Source organism: Pseudomonas sp. REB1044 (assembly GCF_038813925.1).
In the GTDB taxonomy this organism is placed as follows: Bacteria; Pseudomonadota; Gammaproteobacteria; order Pseudomonadales; family Pseudomonadaceae; genus Aquipseudomonas; species Aquipseudomonas boreofloridensis.
The window spans coordinates 2,666,720-2,685,857 of sequence record NZ_CP046139.1 but is presented as its reverse complement, the minus strand read 5'-3'; the positions used below and the strand labels follow the sequence as shown (position 1 = coordinate 2,685,857).

Annotated in this window: 15 protein-coding genes and 1 pseudogene; 6 read left to right on the top strand and 10 right to left on the bottom strand. The window is 63.4% G+C overall.

The window, feature by feature from the left end:
* Positions 1 to 25 precede the first annotated feature (25 nt).
* From GKC70_RS12235 to mqo, 4 genes are all read right to left on the bottom strand, one after another.
* On the bottom strand, positions 26 to 2,227 hold the full coding sequence (locus tag GKC70_RS12235) for a xanthine dehydrogenase family protein molybdopterin-binding subunit (protein ID WP_342648787.1): 2,202 nt from the start codon (positions 2,225 to 2,227) through the stop codon (positions 26 to 28).
* The gene (locus GKC70_RS12230) at positions 2,224 to 3,225 is read right to left on the bottom strand and encodes a xanthine dehydrogenase family protein subunit M (protein WP_342648786.1); all 1,002 of its coding nucleotides are present in this window, start codon (positions 3,223 to 3,225) and stop codon (positions 2,224 to 2,226) included. The genes GKC70_RS12235 and GKC70_RS12230 overlap by 4 nt, the downstream gene beginning before the upstream one ends.
* Entirely contained in the window at positions 3,222 to 3,728 is a 507-nt protein-coding gene (locus GKC70_RS12225; protein ID WP_029612606.1) for a (2Fe-2S)-binding protein, read from the bottom strand. The genes GKC70_RS12230 and GKC70_RS12225 overlap by 4 nt, the downstream gene beginning before the upstream one ends.
* 197 nt (positions 3,729 to 3,925) lie before the next feature.
* A complete protein-coding gene (gene mqo / locus GKC70_RS12220; protein WP_342648785.1) occupies positions 3,926 to 5,575 on the bottom strand; it encodes a malate dehydrogenase (quinone) in 1,650 nt (549 codons plus the stop codon).
* 299 nt (positions 5,576 to 5,874) lie between these two features.
* On the opposite strand from mqo, the gene GKC70_RS12215 reads away from it, so the two are divergent.
* From GKC70_RS12215 to GKC70_RS12205, 3 genes are all read left to right on the top strand, one after another.
* Entirely contained in the window at positions 5,875 to 6,171 is a 297-nt protein-coding gene (locus tag GKC70_RS12215) for a hypothetical protein (protein WP_342648784.1), read from the top strand.
* Positions 6,172 to 6,278: 107 nt separating this feature from the next.
* Entirely contained in the window at positions 6,279 to 6,620 is a 342-nt protein-coding gene (locus GKC70_RS12210) for a Gfo/Idh/MocA family oxidoreductase (RefSeq protein WP_342648783.1), read from the top strand.
* Positions 6,617 to 7,387 carry a Gfo/Idh/MocA family oxidoreductase gene (locus tag GKC70_RS12205; RefSeq protein WP_342648782.1) on the top strand — a complete coding sequence of 257 codons (771 nt, stop codon included), beginning with the start codon at positions 6,617 to 6,619 and terminating at the stop codon, positions 7,385 to 7,387. The genes GKC70_RS12210 and GKC70_RS12205 overlap by 4 nt, the downstream gene beginning before the upstream one ends.
* Here the strand turns inward: GKC70_RS12205 and GKC70_RS12200 are convergent.
* Complete coding sequence (locus GKC70_RS12200; RefSeq protein WP_342651513.1) at positions 7,340 to 9,187, bottom strand: glycoside hydrolase family 15 protein; 1,848 nt, start codon at positions 9,185 to 9,187, stop codon at positions 7,340 to 7,342. The genes GKC70_RS12205 and GKC70_RS12200 overlap by 48 nt on opposite strands.
* Positions 9,188 to 9,407: 220 nt before the next feature.
* On the opposite strand from GKC70_RS12200, the pseudogene GKC70_RS12195 reads away from it, so the two are divergent.
* Positions 9,408 to 9,686 (top strand): annotated as a pseudogene (locus tag GKC70_RS12195) (DUF6555 family protein); the annotation flags it as partial.
* A 4-nt stretch (positions 9,687 to 9,690) separates the two neighbouring features.
* On the opposite strand, the gene GKC70_RS12190 reads toward GKC70_RS12195, so the two are convergent.
* From GKC70_RS12190 to GKC70_RS12175, 4 genes are all read right to left on the bottom strand, one after another.
* Entirely contained in the window at positions 9,691 to 10,194 is a 504-nt protein-coding gene (locus GKC70_RS12190; protein ID WP_029612609.1) for a nicotinamide-nucleotide amidohydrolase family protein, read from the bottom strand.
* Positions 10,195 to 10,369: 175 nt separating this feature from the next.
* Positions 10,370 to 10,885 carry a molybdenum cofactor guanylyltransferase MobA gene (gene mobA, locus GKC70_RS12185; protein WP_342648781.1) on the bottom strand — a complete coding sequence of 172 codons (516 nt, stop codon included), beginning with the start codon at positions 10,883 to 10,885 and terminating at the stop codon, positions 10,370 to 10,372.
* Positions 10,886 to 11,005: 120 nt separating this feature from the next.
* Positions 11,006 to 14,110, bottom strand: coding sequence for a multidrug efflux RND transporter permease subunit (locus tag GKC70_RS12180; protein ID WP_342648780.1), 3,105 nt, complete (start codon positions 14,108 to 14,110; stop codon positions 11,006 to 11,008).
* Positions 14,111 to 14,121: 11 nt separating this feature from the next.
* Positions 14,122 to 15,291, bottom strand: coding sequence for an efflux RND transporter periplasmic adaptor subunit (locus tag GKC70_RS12175; RefSeq protein ID WP_342648779.1), 1,170 nt, complete (start codon positions 15,289 to 15,291; stop codon positions 14,122 to 14,124).
* 178 nt (positions 15,292 to 15,469) lie between these two features.
* On the opposite strand from GKC70_RS12175, the gene GKC70_RS12170 reads away from it, so the two are divergent.
* Both GKC70_RS12170 and GKC70_RS12165 read left to right on the top strand, forming a co-directional pair.
* Positions 15,470 to 16,171, top strand: coding sequence for a response regulator transcription factor (locus tag GKC70_RS12170; protein ID WP_342648778.1), 702 nt, complete (start codon positions 15,470 to 15,472; stop codon positions 16,169 to 16,171).
* A gap of 6 nt (positions 16,172 to 16,177) precedes the next feature.
* Entirely contained in the window at positions 16,178 to 17,491 is a 1,314-nt protein-coding gene (locus GKC70_RS12165) for an ATP-binding protein (protein WP_342648777.1), read from the top strand.
* A 56-nt stretch (positions 17,492 to 17,547) separates the two neighbouring features.
* Here GKC70_RS12165 and GKC70_RS12160 read toward each other — a convergent pair whose 3' ends face one another.
* Positions 17,548 to 19,134, bottom strand: a complete 1,587-nt coding sequence (locus GKC70_RS12160) for an ABC-F family ATPase (RefSeq protein WP_317870373.1) — start codon at positions 19,132 to 19,134, stop codon at positions 17,548 to 17,550.
* Positions 19,135 to 19,138 lie beyond the last annotated feature (4 nt).

Here is a 19,138-nt window from a genome sequence, read left to right as displayed (position 1 = left end):
GAAGCAGGGCGCAACCCGCTGCGGTCTACAGCACTTTGTCGAGAGTGATCGGGAACTCGCGCACCCGCTTGCCCGTGGCGTGATAGATGGCGTTGGCAATCGCGGCGGCGACGCCGACCACGCCGATTTCCCCGACGCCCTTGGAGCCGAGCTCATTGACGATGTCGTCTTGCTCCTCGACGAAAATCACCTCGATGTCGCCGATATCGGCGTGCACAGGAATGTGATACTCGGCCAGGTTGTGGTTGAGGACGCGACCCAGCCCATGGTCGGTTTGGCCTTCCTCGTGCAGCGCCATGCCCAAGCCCCACACCACGCCGCCGAGGATCTGGCTACGGGCGGTCTTGGGGTTGACCACGCGACCTGCCGCCACGGCGCTGACCACGCGGGTCACCTTGATCGAGCCCAGATCCTCATCGACAGCGACTTCGACGAACACGGCCGAGTGGGTCGCGGTGGAAAAGGCCTGGCGTCGACTCCCAGGCTCGGCGTCGATCTGCACCTGTAATACGCCATGCTCGGCGCGTGCAACGATGTCTGCCAGGGCGAGGCGCTGGCCGGCGGCGTGCAGATGGCCGTCGGCGAAGCGGATGTCTTCGACCGCCACTGCCGACAGCGCCGGGTACGCCTGACGTGCGCATTCCAGCACCTTGGCGCGCAACACCAGGCAGGCCTGGCGCACCGCCGAGCCGACCGAGGATACGGTGAACGAGCCGCCTTGCAGGGGCGCGGTGGGCAACGAGGAGTCGCCAAGCTCGAAGGTCACCTCAGCCGTGTCCAGGCCAATGGCGTCGGCCGCGATCTGGGTCATGACGGTGTAGGTGCCGGTGCCAATATCCGTGGTAGCGCTGCTGACCGTCAGGTGTCCGGAGGCATCCATCCGGGCTTTGGCGCTGGCTTTCATCTGCATGGCTTCCCACACGCCGGTGGCCATGCCCCAACCCAGCAATTGCTTGCCGCTGCGCATGCTGCGCGGCTGCGGGTTGCGCTTGGCCCAGCCGAAGCGCTCGGCGCCTTGGTCGTAGCAGGCCAGCAGTTCTTTGCTGGAGTAGGGCTTGCCTTCATTGCCGTTGTGCGAGGCAAAGTTGAGCCGTCGCAGTTCCACTGGGTCCAGGTCGGCTGCGCAGGCCAGTTCGTCCATCGCGCATTCCAGCGCGATCATCCCTGATCCGGCCCCAGGGGCGCGCATGTCCAGCGGGGTGTAAACGTCCAAGTCCGCCAGGCGATAGCCCAGCGCCACGTTGTCGCACTGGTAGAGCATGCCGCTCCATTCCACCAAGTGCTCGGTGAAGTCTTCGAAGCGCGAGGTCTGGCCAATTGCGTCGTGGCCGACTGCCAGTAACTTGCCCCTGCCATCCACACCCAGCCGTACACGCTGCTGAGTCCTTGGGCGATAGCCGAAGGTGAACATCTGCTGGCGGGTAAGGGTGAGTCGCACCGATCGCTTGAGGTGCAGCGCCGCCATCACCGCCAGGGGCAGTTGATACTGAGGTCTCAGACCCGAGCCGAATGCCCCGCCGACGAACGCGGCCAGCACGCGGATACGGTCCTTGGGCAGGCCGAAAACGTTGTGCAAGTAGTCTTGGCAGTTCTGCGTGCCTTGGGTCTTGTCGTGGATTTCCAGGGCATCGCCGGCTCTGTAGAACACCGTGGAGGCGTGTGGCTCCATCGGGTTGTGGTATTCGTTGGCAGTGACATAAGTAGCGTCCAGCGTGGTGCTCGCAGTGGCATAGGCACCGGCGAAATCGCCACGCGGCTCGGGGAGCTCGGCCGGCGCTTCGTGGCTGGCTGCAAGCGCACCGAGCAGATCGGTGCGATGGTCATCCTGATCGTACTCCACGGTCACCAACGCCCCGGCATGCCGGGCGAGCTCCAGCGTGTCGGCCACCACCAGCGCGATCGGCTGGCCGCTGTACAGGACCTTGTCGTTGTACAGCGGACGGAATGGCGACCCGTCGGCCGAGTCGTCATCGCTGTAATCATCGTCGTAACTGGAGACATGGGGTCTGTTCAGGTGATGCAGCACGGCAATCACGCCAGGCACCTGCAAGGCGGCGGCGATGTCGATTGCGCGGATACGGCCGCTGGCGATGGTGCTCGACACCACACTGGCATGCAGCAGGCCGTCTTCGTGGTACTCGCCGGCATAGCGCGCCTGGCCGGTGACCTTGGCCACGCCATCGACGCGGTCCAGGGGCTTGCCCATGGCGGAGGTAAAACTGTTCATGGGGTGTTTCCTCTGTGCGGGGTACCAAGCGCTGCTTCGGTCAAGGCGCGAATGATCGCGCGCTCGGCCAGTTCGACTTTAAAGCCGTTGTGATCGAGCGGAACGGCGTCTTCGAGGACCAACTTAGCCACTCGGGCGAAGAGTGCTGGCGAGACGGTCTGTCCCTGCATCAGCGCCTCAGCCGCCTCGTTGCGCCAGGGCTTGTGCGCCACGCCACCGAGTGCCAGGCGCGCTTGCTGGATGACGTCGCCGCGCAAATCCAGGGCTGCTGCGACCGATACCAAGGCAAAGGCATAGGACGCCCGGTCACGAATCTTCAGGTAGCGAGCGTGTTCGGCGAACCGCGCCGGGGGCAGCTCGATGGCGGTGATCAGTTCATCGTCGTCGAGTTGATTGTCACGCTCAGGTGCATCGCCGGGCAGACGGTGGAAATCCTTGAAGGCGACGCAGCGCGTGCCGCGAAGACTCTGCACGTGCACCACGGCCTCCAGCGCCGCCAGGGCCACGCACATGTCCGAAGGGTGAGTCGCCACGCACGCTTCGCTGGCACCGAGGATGGCGTGAATACGGTTCAGGCCTGTGCGCGCCGGGCAGCCGCTGCCGGGTTCGCGTTTGTTGCAGGGCGTGCCAGTGTCATAGAAGTAGTAGCACCGGGTGCGTTGCAACAGGTTGCCGCCGGTGCTGGCCATGTTGCGCAACTGCGGTGAAGCGCCGGCCAGGATGGCTTCGGACAGCAACGGGTAGTCCCGCTCGATCAGCGGATGCCAGGCCAGGTCGGCGTTGCTCACCAGCGCGCCGATCAGCACGCCACCGTCGGCGGTGGACTGCACGCTGTTCAGGCCCAGCCCGGAAAGATCGATCAGGCGTTCGGGACGCTCGATGTTTTCCTTCATCAGGTCGACCAGGTTGGTGCCGCCAGCGATGAAGCGTGCGCCCGGCCCGACACTGTTCAGGGCCTCGGCGATGGAGGTGGGGTGCTGATAGCTGAAGGGCGTCATTCGCTCACCTCGCGCATCTGCGGCAGGGCTTCTTCGACCGCCGCGATGATGTTGCTGTAAGCCCCGCAGCGGCACAGGTTGCCGCTCATGTGCTCGCGGATGGCCTCCCGGGTATGGGCACGGCCTTCGCGGGCCAGTCCGACCGCCGAGCAGATCTGCCCAGGCGTGCAGTAGCCGCACTGGAACGCGTCCTGCTTGATGAAGGCGCGTTGCAGGGGATGCAACGTATCGCCGTCAGCCAACCCCTCGATGGTGACCAAATCGGCCCCTTCGCAGCGGATCGCCAACGTCAGGCAGGCGTTGACCCGCTTGCCGTCGCGCAACACGGTACATGCGCCGCACTGACCGTGGTCACAGCCCTTCTTCGATCCCGTCAGGTCGAGCTGTTCGCGCAGAAGGTCCAGCAGCGTAGTCCAGGGATGCACCTGTACGGTACGGGCCTGACCGTTGACGGTCAGGGAAACGGGGTGCGCCGTAGCGCCTTCGACAGAGGTGGCATTCATGGAAATTCCTCACGGTTACGGTCGTGCACAGTGGACTGTGTCTCTAAACAGCGACTGACGTGATCCGATGAAGGTTCAGCCTGTTTGCCGGAACGCTGATTGAAGGGGCTGGCGTTGAACGGGCTTGGCTAAGCCGTAGAAGCGGCTGGAGGGTGCTCCGGCAGCCTGTGCGAGGTCTGCCGGAAAGGTCTCGATACTCAGGGTTTGAGGTCTGGATTGGTGTCTTTGGTGTTTTTCTGACCGATGGGATCGATGTCGTCCGGGTTACGCGGGTCCTGGCGCGTGTCGATGTTCGGTGCCGGAGAAAGTTGCAGCACCTCGTTGGTGTAGTCCCACTCCTGCTGGACCTTGTCCGGGTGATCGTTCAAGTGCAGGCCGTAGGACGGGATGATCTGCTTGATTTTCTGTTGCCATTCAGGTGTTGCGAGCTTGTCCTTGAACACTCGGTTGAGCAGGTCGAGCATGATCGGGGGCGCGGTCGAGGCGCCCGGCGAGGCGCCCAGCAGGCCGGCGATGCTGCCGTCCTTGGAGGCGACCACTTCGGTACCGAGCTTGAGTACACCGCCCTGGTCCGGGTCTTTCTTGATGATCTGCACGCGCTGGCCGGCCTGCCACAGTCGCCAGTCTTCCTTCTTGGCATGGGGGAAGTAAGTCTGCAGGGCTTCGAAACGATCGTCGTCGGACTGCATGACTTGGCCAACCAGGTACTTGACCAGGTCGAACTCACGGACCCCGACGCGGAACATGGGCCAGGTGTTGTGCACGCTCATGCTGGCGAACAGGTCGAGCAGCGAGCCTTCCTTGAGGAATTTGGTGGAAAAGGTCGCGAACGGTCCGAACAGGACCATGCGCTTGCCGTCCAGTACTCGCGTGTCCAGGTGTGGCACCGACATCGGCGGCGCGCCGGTGGCGGCGATGCCGTAGGCTTTCGCCATGTGTCGCAGGGCGATGGCCGGGTTCTCGGTGACCAGGAACGAGCCGCCCACCGGGAAGCCGGCATAGTCCTTGGCCTCGTCGATGCCTGACTTCTGCAGCAGCAGCAGCGCGGCACCGCCCGCGCCGATGAACAGGAACTTGGCGTCGGTCGACTGGCGGCTGCCGTCCTTGAGGTTCTTGTACGTCACATGCCACGAGCCGTCGTCGTTGCGGGTGATGTCCTGGACCTCGCTGGACAGCCTGAGGTCGAAATTCGGCCGGCTCTGCAGGTAGGCCACGTACTGGCGGGTGATTTCGCCGAAATTGACGTCGGTGCCGATGGGTGTCCAGGTCGCCGCGAGTTTTTGATCGGGGTCGCGACCCTCCATCATCAGCGGTACCCACTTGCGGATCTGCTCAGGGTCTTCGGAGTACTGCATCGGCCGGAACAGCGGGCTGGCCTGCAGCGCTTCGTAACGCTTGCGCAGGAAGCGGATATTGTCCTCGCCCCAGACGAAGCTCATGTGCGGCGTGGAGTTGATGAACGAACGCGGATTTTTCAGTACGCCCTGCTTGACCTGCCAGGCGAGGAACTGGCGGGTGATCTGGAACGACTCGTTGATTTCCACGGCCTTGGTGATATCGATCTTGCCGTCTTTCTCCGGTGTGTAATTCAGCTCGGCCAAAGCCGAATGGCCGGTGCCGGCGTTGTTCCAGCCGTTGGAGCTTTCCTCGGCGACCTTGTCCAGCCGCTCGATCATCTGCATCGACCAACTGGGCTCCAGTTCGTTGAGCCAGATGGCCAGGGTGGAGCTCATGATGCCACCGCCGACGACCAGCACATCGACCTTGGGTGGATCGGCGGCGTGGGCGGTGGACAGGGCGCAGCCCAGGCTGAGCAGCGCGCAGTTGAGGCGGTTGTTGATCTTCATGTCGGCTCCAGAGAGGCACACGCGCCTCCGATAGCGGTGGAACAGTCTTCGAGAAACCTGGACGGACGTCGGTTCAAAACGTCCGGCCAGGGCCTGCATTGGAGGTGGCAGGCGCGTCACTTTGAGATTGAGAATAGAAGATCGTCGCAGCGCCACGGGAGGCACGGGATGCTGTTGGTCCGCACAGATCGCCAGCACTCGTCTGGAAGGCTATCCTTCGAACAGATCGCCTGGTGCTTGAGGGGGCCACCCCACATCGGCATGACCTACCATCCAATACACATCAGGGAGGACGCGACATGCTCAAGCGAGGCGATGACTACAAGCGCTGGTGCGACCCAGGCCTCAACCATCAGGTTCACCAGCAAACCCTCGATGACGGCACGTTGCTCGAGGTACAGACGCGCTTGTCGCGAACCGGCGCTACGCAGTTGTTCATTGGGATCTACGAGGCTGACGGTGCGTGCATCCATGAGCGTCTCTATGACCAAAGGCCTGGCGAAACCACCACGCGTGCCTTGCTCTGGGGGCTGGGTCGCGCCCGGCGTCTGGCGCAAGAAGCGCGCAAACATGGGACTTGGATCATCAATCAGTGAGTCTGCAGGCCTGAGGGTCACCTGGGCCACCCGGTAGATTTTTGGAACTCAGGCCCTTCGCCACTTGCCCACTTCCTTGACAGTCACAGACCACGAGGAGGGGCAAGATGCCCAAGGCAACAGGCAAAGTCCGTTATGGCGTGGTAGCCGGCGGCTCGATTTCCCAGGGTGCGTTCATGCCAGGTATCGGTCAGACCGATAACTCGGTGATCACTGCATTGGTGACGGGCGACCCGCAGAAGGCCAGGCTTCTGGCCGAGCGCTACGCGCTCAAGGCCTATGCCTATGAAGAGTACGCCGCGCTCTTGAGCAGCGGTGAAGTGGATGCGGTGTACGTTGCCACGCCGAACTTCCGCCACCGCGAATTCGTGGTTCCAGCGCTCGAAGCGGGCATTCACGTGCTGCTGGAAAAACCCATGGGGTCAGTGAGGCCGATTGCCAGGCCATGATCGACGCGGCGCAGCGTTCCGGCGCCAAACTGATGATCGCCTACCGCCTGCACTGCGAGCCCGGCACCCTGGACATGGTCGAGCGCGTGCATGCCGGTAACTTCGGTGACCCACGGTTGTTCACGTCGATCTTCACCCAACGGGTCAAACCCAGCAATCATCGCGCGCAAAGCGGTTTCGAGGCCGGTCCTGTGCCTGACATGGGGCCGTACCCGCTGAACATGGTGCGTCAGCTCTTCAATGCCGAACCCATCGAGGTGTCGGCGATCGGCGTGCATTCACCGGGGTCATCGATCAATACCTGGGACACCGTGACGGTGAGCCTGCGCTTCCCCGACGAGCGCCTGGCACAATTCACCGTGAGCTACACCTTGCCCGACAGCGAGCGTTTCCAATTGCTGGGCACTAAGGGCGAGATCGAGGCGTCGCCGTGTTTCGGCTATGGCGAAGGCGTCGCCATCAGCTATCGAGCCACCATCGACGGCGAAACACGGGTCCACGTCAATCCGGTTGTGGATCAATTCGCTGGTGAAACCGCTTACTTCTCCGATTGCATCCTCAACAACGAAAGTCCGGAGCCCGATGGAGAGGAGGGGCGGCGCGATGTGAGAGTGGTCGCCGCAATCCAGCGAGCCCTGGAGACTGGCCAGGCTCAGCGCCTCGAGCCCCTCGATCCACGGCCAGTCGCGCGGCGTGCAACGCAAAGTCGGGCGTTTCCGTTAGCCAAGGTGCCGCCGATGATCGACACCGAATCGCCCACCGAATGACTGTGCCGTCCGAGCGCGCTGCCTGGCGCGCCCGGACCTGCGCGCCTCAGCGCTGGGGGCGTAGCCACCAATGGCCAACGCCGCACGCAACGCGGCCAGGTGAGTCAGTCCCTGGGGCAGGTTGCCCAGATAATGCCCCGTACTTGGGTCGACCATTTCCGAATAGATACCCACGCCATGTGCCAGCCCGGATAGCGCCTGGTCGTAAGCCTGCTCGGCACGGCCACGCTGATCGAGTATGGCCCAGGCCTCGATCAGCCAGAACGTGCAAGCGAGAAAACACCCTTCCTCTTGCTCGGCTCCACTGTAGCGATAATGGTAGGCGCCGCTACCCAGTGCCTGCTGCACCGCCTCCAACGTACTGTGCAAACGTGTCCTGGAGGGGTAGCCGAAGCGCACTGCCAGGGCGATGGAGGCGTCCAGCCGATCGCTGCCGGGGTAGAACAGGTAGGCCTGGTGCCTCTCGCTCCAGCCGTGGGTTTCTATCCATACGTGAATACGCTCCCGCTCGCGCACCCAGCGCTCGCGGCAGGTGGTGGGCAGATGACCGCCATCGGCCAGTTCGATGGCACGGGTCAGGGCTTGCCAACTGCTGACCTTGGACATGGTGTAATGCTGCGGCTCGGGCAGTTCCCAGATACCGGAGTCGGGTAGGCGCCAGCAGTCGGCACATTGGTCGGCCAAGTGGGCCAATGTGGCGGCGCTCACGGCATCGAGGATATTGCCGCTGTCGATGAAACAGCGCGCGGTCTCGAAGATGTCGCCGAACACGCCGTGCTGCAGTTGATCCCGGGCATCGTTGCCGACCACCGGCGGGGAATGCTTGTAGCCGGGCAGATCGAGGGGGCGAGTGCAGTCGCCCAGCGCACCGTCGAGCGTGTAGAACACCTGCGCCCCATGTTCTTTCACCCGCCGCAACAGCCAGGTGAAGGCGGCCTTGGCTTCGGTCTGGGCACCGATACCGAGGAAGGCTTCGATGGTGTAGCCGGCATCACGGATCCAGGCGAAGCGGTAGTCGTAGTTCTTCGCACCGCCGATGCGCTCGGGCAACGAGGTGGTGGCCGCAGCCATGATCGAGCCGCTGGGCGAGGACAGCAGCAGCTTGAGCGCCAGGGCATTGCGCACCACCAGGCCCTTGAAAGGGCCATCGTAAACCAGGCTTTGTGACCACTGGCGCCATTCCCGGTCGGAGCCGTCGATGCGCGCATCGATCAAGCTCAGCGGGGGCACCACCAGCGGCTCATCGTGCCCGGCGATCAACGCCACGATGCTGCGCTGGCCTGGGCCGACCGACACGCGGGCGCGCACGCCCATGTCATCCTTGCGCTCGATTTCCGTGCGCGCATCATGCAGGAACAGACCGAGGATATGACCGGCGTGGAACACGCAGCCGTTGTCGTTGGGCGTCAGGTAGGGGCTGATGGTGTCGGCCTGGGTGCCGAAGTCGATGGCGATGTCGAACTCGACTTCGCCTTCGACGCCTTCGATACGGCGGGCCAGCTCAGCCCAGGGCAAGCGACCGGCCGGGCCGCTGTTCAGCGATTCGGTGAGTCTGGCGCGACCATTGGCGGTGATGTACAGGGTTTCCAGCACATTGCTGTCAGGTAGATACCGGCGCTGGACGTGGAACGGTTCGCGTGGCGTGACGGCGAAGAAGCCTCCGGTGGAGGGGGCCAGCAGCCGATCGAACAGGGGGGGAGAGTCCATGTGCGGGACGCACCACCAATCGATCGAACCATCCAGGCCGATCAGCGCCACTGATCGGCCATCGCCCAGGGCAGCGTAGTGCTCGAGCAGCAGCCAGCCACCGCTGTCGCGTTGCGGTTCGCCCTGTTGGCAGGAGTGAGAGTCGATATCGTGCACGCTGTGTCTCCGCTGTAGGTCGTAATCTTGGGACCAAAGGTGCGGCGGCGGAGTTCTGAACGGCGCGTTGGAGCTATTGAGTGACCAATCAGTCAAAAAAACGGAATTTTTTGATTCAGTACCCGCTCCATTAGCCTGAACTGATGAGGAGAGTCCAATGGCAGGACAGCAGTTGTACGTGATCGAGTACGCGCTTCATGGGGAATACCGGACTTTCATCATTCGGCTGGAACGCATGGATAATGCCGCAGCTTGGCACTGGGCAAGCTGCGACGCGGGCGTGGGCATCATTCCACGGTTTGGCCAGCATTCCATCAAGAAGGTCAGCCGGCCGATGGCCGAGCGCTATGGGCTGTCCGATGTGCGCTGGCGGCCTTCGGGGCAGGGCCCCGAGTTCGTTGCGCCACTCGTGGATGTGCAGAAGTTTTCCAGCGCTGGCGTCAAGCCCGTTCACCGCGCAACCAACGCTGATGATAGTGAGCCACCCGAGACAGCCCATAGATCGCACCTTCATGCATGACCGCTGCGCGTTCGCCGAAAAAACGCTGGCTGCGGGTAAACACTGCAACGGGGTGACCGGCAAACGCCCAGGCGAAGCACATCGTACCCGGTGAAACCCCAGGCTGCGGAGCCGGCCCGGCTACCCCAGTGGTGGCTATGGCCACGCTGGCGTCACTGTCCTTCAACGCACCGAGCGCCATCTCCCACGCCACGGCCTCGCTGGTCAGACCATAACGCTCAATCGTCTCGGGGCTGACGCCCAACAGGCGGCGCTTGGCGCTGGGCGAATACACGACGTAGCCGCTTTCCAGCACCTCACCAGCCCCAGGTAATGCGGCCAGCAGCGTGACCATGGCTCCGGCGGTGCAGGACTCAGCAGTTGTGAGCATCAAGCGATGGTCTTTGAAGTATTGCAAAGCAGTAGCGACGGGATCGTGGATCATGATCTTGGCTCTCAAGGGATTTGGCGGTGGACGTCTGCCGATCGCTATTGGTTCAGCATGACGCTCTTTGTCTCCACTGATCATGTGGCGGTGAGTTGCGTTGAGTTCTGCCGCGCTCCTCGGCTTCCTTTAGTGGGCGCTGTATCACCGCCTGCACCGCAGCGGCACGCGTGTGCTAGAGGTCCAGCAGCGCCGGACTGTTGAAATTGCTTAACCTGTGGTCGTCGGCAGCACATTCCAGTGCACTTAGGTGTTGGTGCGATAGCGCTTTCTGCAAGCTGCGTTCGCCGTTCTGCCAGGCTTGTTGAAGCACAGGCTTGAGCCGCCGAGGTAGAACGCTGAACATCGGCTGCCAATACCCGCTCTGACGCACCATCGCGGTGGCCTCTTCGGCAGCCGCGAGCTGGCGCAGGGCGTCGATCAATTCACGGTCAATCAGCGGCGAATCACACGCCAGCACCACGACCCATTCATGACGCACCACCTGCAGGCCGGCGATCACGCCGGCGAGCGGTCCTGGATAATCCCTGTCTTCATCGCCCACGCAGCAGTCGGCGAAGCCGGCATAGACCTGCTGGTTGCGGTTGCACGAGATCACCAGGTCATCGGTGAGCGGTCTGACCACACGCTGTATGTGCGCCACCAGCGGTTCGCCACGCCAAGGCAGCAAGCCCTTGTCACGCCCGCCCATGCGCTGGCCACGGCCTCCGGCGAGGATCAGAACGGAACAGGGGGCAGGGCAGCAGGCATTGAAAAGGGCTCCAAACAGTGACTGCCCGGAACCCTCTCATTCAACGCCTGGCTTGTCCAGTCAGGCGTCCGGCTTGGCGCTGCGGTGACCGGCAATACGCATGACCACCACGAAGAACACCGGCACGAATACCACGGCCAGGGTCGCACTGAGCATGCCGCCGATCACGCCGGTGCCAATGGCTTGCTGGCTGGCCGAGCTGGCACCGCTGGCAATGGCCAGCGGCACCACGCCGAGGATGAACGCCAGCGAGGTCATGACGATGGGGCGCAGTCGCAGCTTGGCGGCCTGCATGGCCGCATCGGCGGCGTCCACGCCTTGATCGACCAGGCTCTTGGCGAACTCGATGATCAGGATGGCATTCTTCGCCGACAGACCGATCAGGGTGATCAGGCCGACTTTGAAGAATACGTCGTTGGGCATGCCGCGCAGGGTCACCGCCAGCACCGCCCCCAATACGCCCAGTGGCACCACTAGCAGCACCGCCGTAGGGATCGAACAGCTCTCGTAGAGTGCTGCCAGGCACAGGAACACCACCAGCAGCGACAGGGCCAACAGCACAGGTGCCTGGCTACCGGACAAGCGCTCCTGCAAGGACAGACCAGTCCATTCCAGTGCACTGCCGGCGGGCAGCGCATCGACCAGGCGCTGGATTTCCGCCATTGCCTCGCCCGAGCTGTGGCCTGCTGCTGGCTCACCGGAAATCGACACCGCCGGGTAACCGTTGTAGCGCGTCAGTTGCACCGGGCCGCTGAGCCAGCGTGCCTGCACGAAAGCGCCGAGCGGCACCATCTTGCCGCTGGCGTTGCGCACGTGGATCTTCAGCAGATCCTCGACCTGGCTGCGTTGATCGCCCTCGGCTTGAACCACCACGCGTTGCATGCGGCCCTGGTTGGGGAAGTCGTTGACGTAGTTCGAGCCCACCGAGGTGTCGAGCACCGCGCCGATGTCGGCGAAGGACACACCGAGCGCATTGGCCTGACGGCGGTCCACTTCCAGTTGCACCTGCGGGCTCTCGGCCAACGATGCCTCCCGTACGTTGGTCAGCACCTTGCTCTTGCGTGCCTGGGCCAGCAGCTCGTCGCGGGCCGCCATGAGACCGGCATGGCCCATGCCACCTCGGTCCTGCAGGCGAAACTCGAAGCCGGTCGACTCACCCAAGCCGTCTACTGGCGGCGGCAGTATTGAATAGGCCACGGCATCCTTGAGCGCCGAGAACGCCACGGTCGCGCGATCGGCGATCGACTGCGCGCTGTCGTCGGCGCCACGCTCGGACCAGTCCTTGAGCGTGGTGAAGGCCAGCGCCGCGTTCTGGCCACTACCCGAAAAGCTGAAACCAAGGATCATTGTGGTATTGCCTACACCCGATTCCTGCGCATTGTGCGCCTCGATCTGCGCGGCGACCTGTTCGGTACGCATGCGGCTTGCCCCTGGGGGCAACTGGATGTCGGTGATGGTGTAACCCTGGTCCTCGGTGGGCAGGAAGGCGCTGGGCAACTGGCTGAAGCCGTAGCCCAGCACCGCCACCAGCAAACCGTAAAGCAGCAGGTAGCGGCCACTGCGGGCCAGGGCATGGGCGACCCAGCGCTGGTACCCCTGGCTCATGCCCTCGAAGCGGCGATTGAACCAGCCGAAGAAGCCTTTACGCTCATGATGCTCGCCTTTGGCGATGGGCTTGAGCAGGGTCGCGCACAGGGCGGGCGTGAGGCTCAGCGCCAGGAAAGCGGAGAACAGGATCGACACCGCCATCGACAGGGAAAATTGCTGGTAGATCACGCCCACCGAGCCTTTCATGAAGGCCATGGGCAGGAATACGGCTACCAGCACCAGGGTGATGCCGATGATCGCGCCGCTGATCTGCCCCATCGCCTTGCGCGTCGCCTCCTTGGGACCCAGACCTTCCTCGGCCATGATCCGCTCGACGTTTTCCACCACCACGATGGCATCATCGACCAGGATGCCGATGGCCAGCACCATGCCGAACAGGGTCAGCACATTGACCGAGAAGCCCAGCGCGAGCATTACGGCGAAGGTGCCCATGAGTGCGACTGGCACGACAAGGGTGGGGATCAGGGTGTAACGGATGTTCTGCAGGAACAGGAACATCACCGCGAACACCAGCAGCATCGCTTCGAATAGAGTGCTGATCACCTGCTTGATCGAGACCTTGACGAACGGCGAGGTATCGTAAGGGATGTCGTATTTGACCCCGGCAGGGAAGTAGCGCGACAGCTCGTCCATCTTCTGCCGCACCAGCGTGGCCGTTTCCATGGCGTTGGCACCCGGAGACAGCTTGACGCTGAACGCGCTGGTCGCCTTGCCGTTCAGGCGCGTGCCGTATTGGTACTCCTGGGCGCCGATCTCGACGCGAGCGACATCGCCAACGGTGACCACCGAGCCATCGGGATTAGCCCGCAGCACGATGGCGGCGAACTCTTCTGGCGTGCTGAGCTGACCCTTGACCACCACGTTGGCGGTGATTTCCTGGGTCGGCCGGGTGGGCAGATCGCCGATGCTGCCAGGGGCCACCTGCGCGTTCTGCGCCGTAATGGCGCTGGCCACGTCCTGAGGCGTGAGGGCGAAGCCGACCAGCTTGGCCGGATCGATCCAGATCCGCATGGCCCGTTCCGAGCCATAGAGCTGGGCCTTGCCGACGCCCTTTATGCGGCGGATCTCGTTCATGACGTTGCGCGCCAGAAGGTCGCTCAGGGCGATTTCGTCGTAGCTGCCGTCTCCGGAGGTGAGGGTGCCGAGCAGCAGAAAGCCAGTGGAGACTTTCTCCACTTGCAGGCCTTGCTGAGTGACCGGTCGCGGCAGACGCGACTCGACCACTTTCAGACGGTTCTGCACATCGACCTGAGCCAGGTCGGGCACCGTGCCGGGCTCGAAGGTGGCGGTGATGGTGGCGCTGCCCAGACTGCTCTGGGATTCGAAATACAGCAGATTGTCGGCGCCATTGAGCTCCTGCTCGATAACGCTGACCACGCTCTCATCCATGGTCTGCGCCGAGGCGCCTGGGTACACGGCGTAGATTTCCACCTGCGGCGGCGCGACGTCGGGATACTGGGCGACCGGCAACTGCGGAATGGCCAGCGCGCCGGCGAGCAGGATGAACAAGGCGACCACCCAAGCGAAGATCGGGCGGTCGATGAAGAACTGCGGCATGGGTCAGGCCCTCACTGGCCGGTGTGCTTGACGAGGGGTTGAGCGGACTTGTCGGCGTCGACTTGCACTTGATCTCCGACCTTGACGTGCTGCAGGCCCTCGACCACCACGCGTTCGCCAGGCGTCAGCCCTTCGCTGACGATCCAGCGGTCACCCTGGGCACTGCCCAGGACCACCTGGCGTTCGTCGATACGCTGCTGGTCATCGACCACCAGCACCTTGGGTACGCCGGCGCTGTCGCGCAGAATCGCCCGCTGCGGCACGCTCAGGCCCTTGGGCTGTACCGCCTGCTCCAGTCGCACGCGCACATAGCTGCCGGGCAGCAGGTCCAGGTCTGGATTGGGGAACTCGCTGCGCAAGGTAATCTGGTTGGTGCTCGGATCGACGCTGATGTCGGAGAACAACAGCTTGCCCGACAGCGGGTAGGCACTGCCGTCGTCCTGAATCAGCGTGGCGCGGGCCTGGTCGGGGCCGACCTGCTGCAATTCGCCGGCGCGCAGGGCGCGGCGCAAGGCATTGAGGTCGCGGGTCGACTGGGTGACGTCGGCATGGATCGGGTCGAGTTGCTGGATGACGGCCATCTCGGTGGCCTCGCTCTGTCCGACCAGAGCGCCCTCGGTGACCCGCGCGCGGCCGATACGCCCTGAAATCGGTGCGGTGACCGTGGCGTAGCCCAAGTTCAGTCGCGCACGCTCCAGTGCTGCCTTGGCCTCGGCCACCTGAGCACGGCCCTGCAGGAAGGCGGCACGGGCGTTGTCGTATTCCTGACGGCTCACGGCATTTTCTTCGACCAACTGCCGGTAGCGCTGCTCCTGAAGCCGCGCCTGGTACAAGGTAGCCTCGGCGCGGGCGAGGGCAGCGCGAGCACTGTCGTGATCGGCTTTGAACGGTGCCGGGTCGATCAGGAACAGCACATCGCCTTGATTGACGTCGCTGCCTTCGCGGTACACCCGCTTGAGCACCACGCCGGCGACGCGGGCGCGTACCTCGGCCGTCCTGGGCGCCAGAATACGCCCGCTCAGTTCGGTGCTGATGGCCAGGGCCTGCGGCTGCACGGTCTCGACCCGCACCTGCGGGGCCGGCGCGTCGGTTTCCTGATCGTTGGCATCGTCGCAACCGGCCAGGACCAAGCCCAGCACGGTCAAAAGCGCCAGACGGCGCTTGAAGAAGGGAATAGACATACGGATCTTCCAGATAGGATCGTGCCTATGCTACGGCAGCCGTTCGCGTGCGGGCTGTTAAGCTATGTAGGTCGTGTGTGAAAAAGTGTAAGGAGCATGCTGTGCGCTGCGTAGGATTCTATATCCTGCGGTCAACGGGCCGTGTCGGCCTTTTTATTCTGATGACTTTCAAGCGCCCATGCCCAACATACTCTTGGTCGAAGACGACAGCGCGCTGTCGGAGCTGATCGCCAGCTACCTGCAACGCAACGATTTCCATGTCCAGGTGATCGCCCGTGGCGACCACGTGCTCGAGGAGTTCCGCCGCCAGCGTCCGGACCTGGTGGTGCTCGACCTGATGCTGCCGGGGATGGATGGATTGCAGGTCTGTCGCCTGCTGCGCCAGGAGTCGCAGAGCCTGCCGATTCTCATGCTCACCGCTCGCGATGACAGCCATGATCAGGTATTGGGCTTGGAGATGGGTGCCGATGACTACGTCAACAAGCCGTGCGAGCCACGAGTGTTGCTGGCCCGTGTACGCACTTTGCTGCGCCGTAGCAGCGTGGGCGAGCCGCGCCTGGACCACGAGCTGATCGAAATCGGTGGGCTGAGCATCGATCTGGCCGAGCGAACAGTCAGTTGGCGCGGCGCCGAGGTCGAGTTGTCCAGTGGTGAGTACAACCTGCTGGTGGTGCTGGCGCGCAATGCCGGCGAGGTGCTCAGTCGCGACCGTATCCTGCAGCAGTTGCGTGGTATCGAGTTCAACGGCACCGACCGCTCGGTGGACGTGGCGATCTCCAAGCTGCGGCGCAAGTTCGACGATCACGCCGGCGAGGCACGCAAGATCAAGACTGTGTGGGGCAAGGGTTACTTGTTCAGCCGGGTCGAGTGGGAGTACTGAGCCGCCATGCTCAAGTTCCTGGTACGACTCTACCTGCTGATCATCGTCGCCTACGCCGGCGCGCTGCTGCTGATTCCCGATGCCATCGTCGGTGCGTTCCACGATCGTTTCATGGCCTACAACCTGGATCAGACCCGTGGTGTGCAATCGCTGATCGTCCGTCAGTTCCAGCAGGCGCCTCAGTCACGCTGGCCGCAGGTGGAGCAGGAACTGGCTGCCGCGTTCGCACCCTTGCAGGTGCAACTGCTGCGCATGGACGACCCGGATCTCAAGCCGGTCGAGCGCGCACGCCTGGAACGCGGGCAGCACGCCCTGCGCCTGGCGGACTGGGGTTATTACCAGACCATCATGGCGCCGCTGGATCGCAATTGGTTCGTGCGTCTGAACTCGCCACCGGACCCGCTGGACATCAACGTGTTGTCGTGGGGCGTGACGGTACTGATCGGCGCGGCCATGCTCGGCTGCCTGCTGCTATGGGTCTGGCCGCACTGGCGTGACCTGGAGCGGCTCAAGGACACCGCCCGACGCCTGGGGCGCGGCGAGATGTCCGAGCGCACGCAGATTTCCCCGCGCTCCAACATCGGCGAGCTGGCTGGGGTGTTCGACACCATGGCTGGCGACCTGGAGCGCCAGGTCAGGCAGCAGCGCGAGCTGCTCGATGCCGTCTCTCACGAGCTACGTACGCCGTTGACCCGGCTGGACTTCGGGCTGGTACTGCTGTTCGACGAGGTGCCCGCCGCCAGTCGCAAGCGCCTGCTGGAACTGGTCGGGCATGTGCGCGAGCTGGACGAACTGGTGCTGGAGCTTTTGTCCTACAGCCGGCTGGACAACGCCGAGCAGGTGCGCGAGCGGGTGGAGGTGTCGCTGGTCGAACTGGTCGACAGCGTGATCGGGGGTTTCGCCGAAGAGCTCGACGGGCGCGGCATCCAATGGGAGGTACGCGCCGATGAGGGGCTGCCGCGCTTCGTGCTCGATCCGCGGCTGACAGCGCGGGCGGTACAGAATCTGGTGCGCAACGCCATGCGCTACTGCGACCGACGCCTGCTGCTGCGCCTGACCCAGGAAGCCGACCGGGCTTGTCTGCTGACGGTCGAGGATGATGGCATCGGCATTCCGCCCGAAGAACGCGAGCGAATTTTCCAGCCGTTCTATCGTCTGGACCGCAGCCGAGACCGCAGTACCGGTGGCTTCGGCCTGGGCTTGGCGATCAGCCGTCGAGCCATCGAGGGGCAGGGCGGAACCCTGACGGCGGCGCAGTCCGCCTTGGGCGGGGCGCAATTCAGGATTCGCCTTCCGGCAGGTGCCCTGCAACCCAGCTGAACAGCGCTCGCAAAAAAGGGCTGCCAAGCAGCCCTTTGTGCATCGTCCGTGAGGACTTAGAACACCACACCCTGACTACGCAGGTAGTCATCGTAAGTGCCGCTGAAGTCGATCACGCCATCAGCTGACAGCTCGATGATGCGCGTAGCCAGCGAGGATACGAACTCGCGGTCATGGCTGACGAACAGCAGGGTGCCCGGATAGTTCTCCAGCGCCAGGTTCAGCGCCTCGATGGATTCCATGTCCAAGTGGTTGGTCGGCTCGTCCATCACCAGCACGTTAGGCTTCTGCAGGGTCAGCTTGCCGAACAGCATACGGCCTTGCTCACCACCGGAAATCACCTTGACCGACTTGAGAATCTCGTCGTTGGAGAACAGCATGCGGCCGAGCGTGCCACGGATGACCTGCTCGCCACTGGTCCACTGACCCATCCAGTCGAACAGGGTCACGTCGTCTTCGAAGTCGTGGGCATGATCCTGCGCGTAGTAACCCACCTCGGCGCTGTCGGTCCACTTGACCGAACCGGCGTCGGGCTGCAGCTCACCGACCAGGGTGCGCAGCAGCGTGGTCTTGCCGATGCCGTTGGGGCCGATGATCGCCACGCGCTCGCCGGCTTCGACGGTGATGTCGAAGTTCTTGAACAGCACCTTGTCGTCGAAGGCCTTGGCCATTTTTTCCACGACCACGGCCTGACGGTGCAGTTTCTTGGTCTGTTCGAAGCGTATGAACGGGCTGACCCGGCTGGAGGGCTTGACTTCGGCAAGCTGGATCTTGTCGATCTGCTTGGCCCGGGAAGTGGCCTGCTTGGCCTTGGAGGCGTTGGCCGAGAAGCGGCTGACGAAGGTCTGCAGCTCGGCGATCTGCGCTTTCTTCTTGGCGTTGTCCGAGAGCAACTGTTCGCGGGCCTGGGTGGCGGCGGTCATGTACTCGTCGTAGTTGCCTGGGAACAGACGCAGTTCACCGTAGTCCAGGTCGGCCATGTGAGTGCAGACGCTGTTGAGGAAGTGACGGTCGTGAGAAATGATCACCATGGTACTGTTGCGCGCCGTGAGAACGTTTTCCAGCCAGCGGATGGTGTTGATGTCCAGGTGGTTGGTCGGTTCGTCGAGCAGTAGGACGTCCGGATCGGAGAACAGCGCCTGGGCCAGCAGCACGCGCAGTTTCCAGCCCGGCGCCACTTCGCTCATTGGACCGAAATGCTGCTCCAGCGCAATACCCAGGCCCAGCAGCAGTTCGCCGGCACGCGATTCGGCGGTGTAGCCGTCCATTTCAGCGAACTCGGTTTCCAGCTCGGCGACGGCCATGCCGTCTTCCTCGGTCATTTCCGGCAGCGAGTAGATGCGGTCGCGTTCGGCCTTGACCTTCCACAGCTGGCTGTGGCCCATGATCACCGTGTCGATGACACTGAACTGTTCATAGGCGAACTGATCCTGACGCAGCTTGCCCAGGCGCGTATTGGGCTCGAGCATCACCTGGCCGGCGCTGGGCTCCAGATCGCCGCCCAGGATTTTCATGAAGGTCGACTTGCCGCAACCGTTGGCGCCGATCAGGCCGTAGCGGTTGCCGTTGTTGAATTTGACGGAGACGTTCTCGAACAGGGGCTTGGAGCCGAACTGCATGGTGATGTTGGCGGTAGAGATCAAAGGG